The following is a 637-nucleotide window of genomic DNA, read 5'->3' on the forward strand; positions in this document are numbered from 1 at the left end:
ACGTTATAGGTCATTAAAAAACTAAACGCAATGAAACATTTTAATACAATCTCATTTTTAATAATTTTATGTTTTACAAGTTGCAAACAACATAACTCTTCAGTAAAAAATAATGGAACGGATACAATTATTACGAGCATAAACATAGAAAATATGAAAAATCAACAATTTGTTGGTTCCTGGGAATTACTGGAATGGACTATCGAGTCAAAAGATGGAAAAAAAGAATTTCCTTTCGGAGCGGACGTAATAGGGCAAATAAATTATGAAAGCAATGGAAATATGTCAGTAATGATTATGAAAAACAATAGGCCTCAATTTCTTTCAGAGGATCCCCTTCAAGGCCAACCAGATGAAGTTGTCGTTGCTTTTAATGGTTTTATTGCTTACTCGGGAAATTATGAAGTGAATCGTAATTCGAAACAAGTAGTTCATCAAATTAAAATAAGTTCGTTCCCGAATTGGGTTGGTCAAAATCAAATTAGAAAATTTGAGTTCAACGAAGATAAAATGACCTTAAGCACTGATTTTATTGGTTCAAACAAACATAAATTAGTATGGAGAAAAATTGACTTCTAATTAAAAACCTATAACATTGTATAAGCTGCATTAAAACGCATTTTATACTTACCGTTGT

General features: G+C 30.5%; 1 protein-coding gene. It reads left to right on the forward strand.

The window, feature by feature from the left end:
* Positions 1-153: 153 nt before the first annotated feature.
* On the forward strand, positions 154-579 hold the full coding sequence (locus AAFP94_RS14875; protein ID WP_409629189.1) for a lipocalin-like domain-containing protein: 426 nt from the start codon (positions 154-156) through the stop codon (positions 577-579).
* Positions 580-637: the final 58 nt, after the last annotated feature.

Source organism: Gilvirhabdus luticola (genome assembly GCF_040117515.1).
GTDB classification, from domain to species: domain Bacteria; phylum Bacteroidota; class Bacteroidia; order Flavobacteriales; family Flavobacteriaceae; genus Gilvirhabdus; species Gilvirhabdus luticola.

Excerpts from the sequence above, each read along its gene's own strand:
- AAFP94_RS14875 (WP_409629189.1), top strand. The coding sequence starts at position 154 with ATGAAAAATCAACAATTTGTTGGTTCCTGGGAATTACTGGAATGGACT.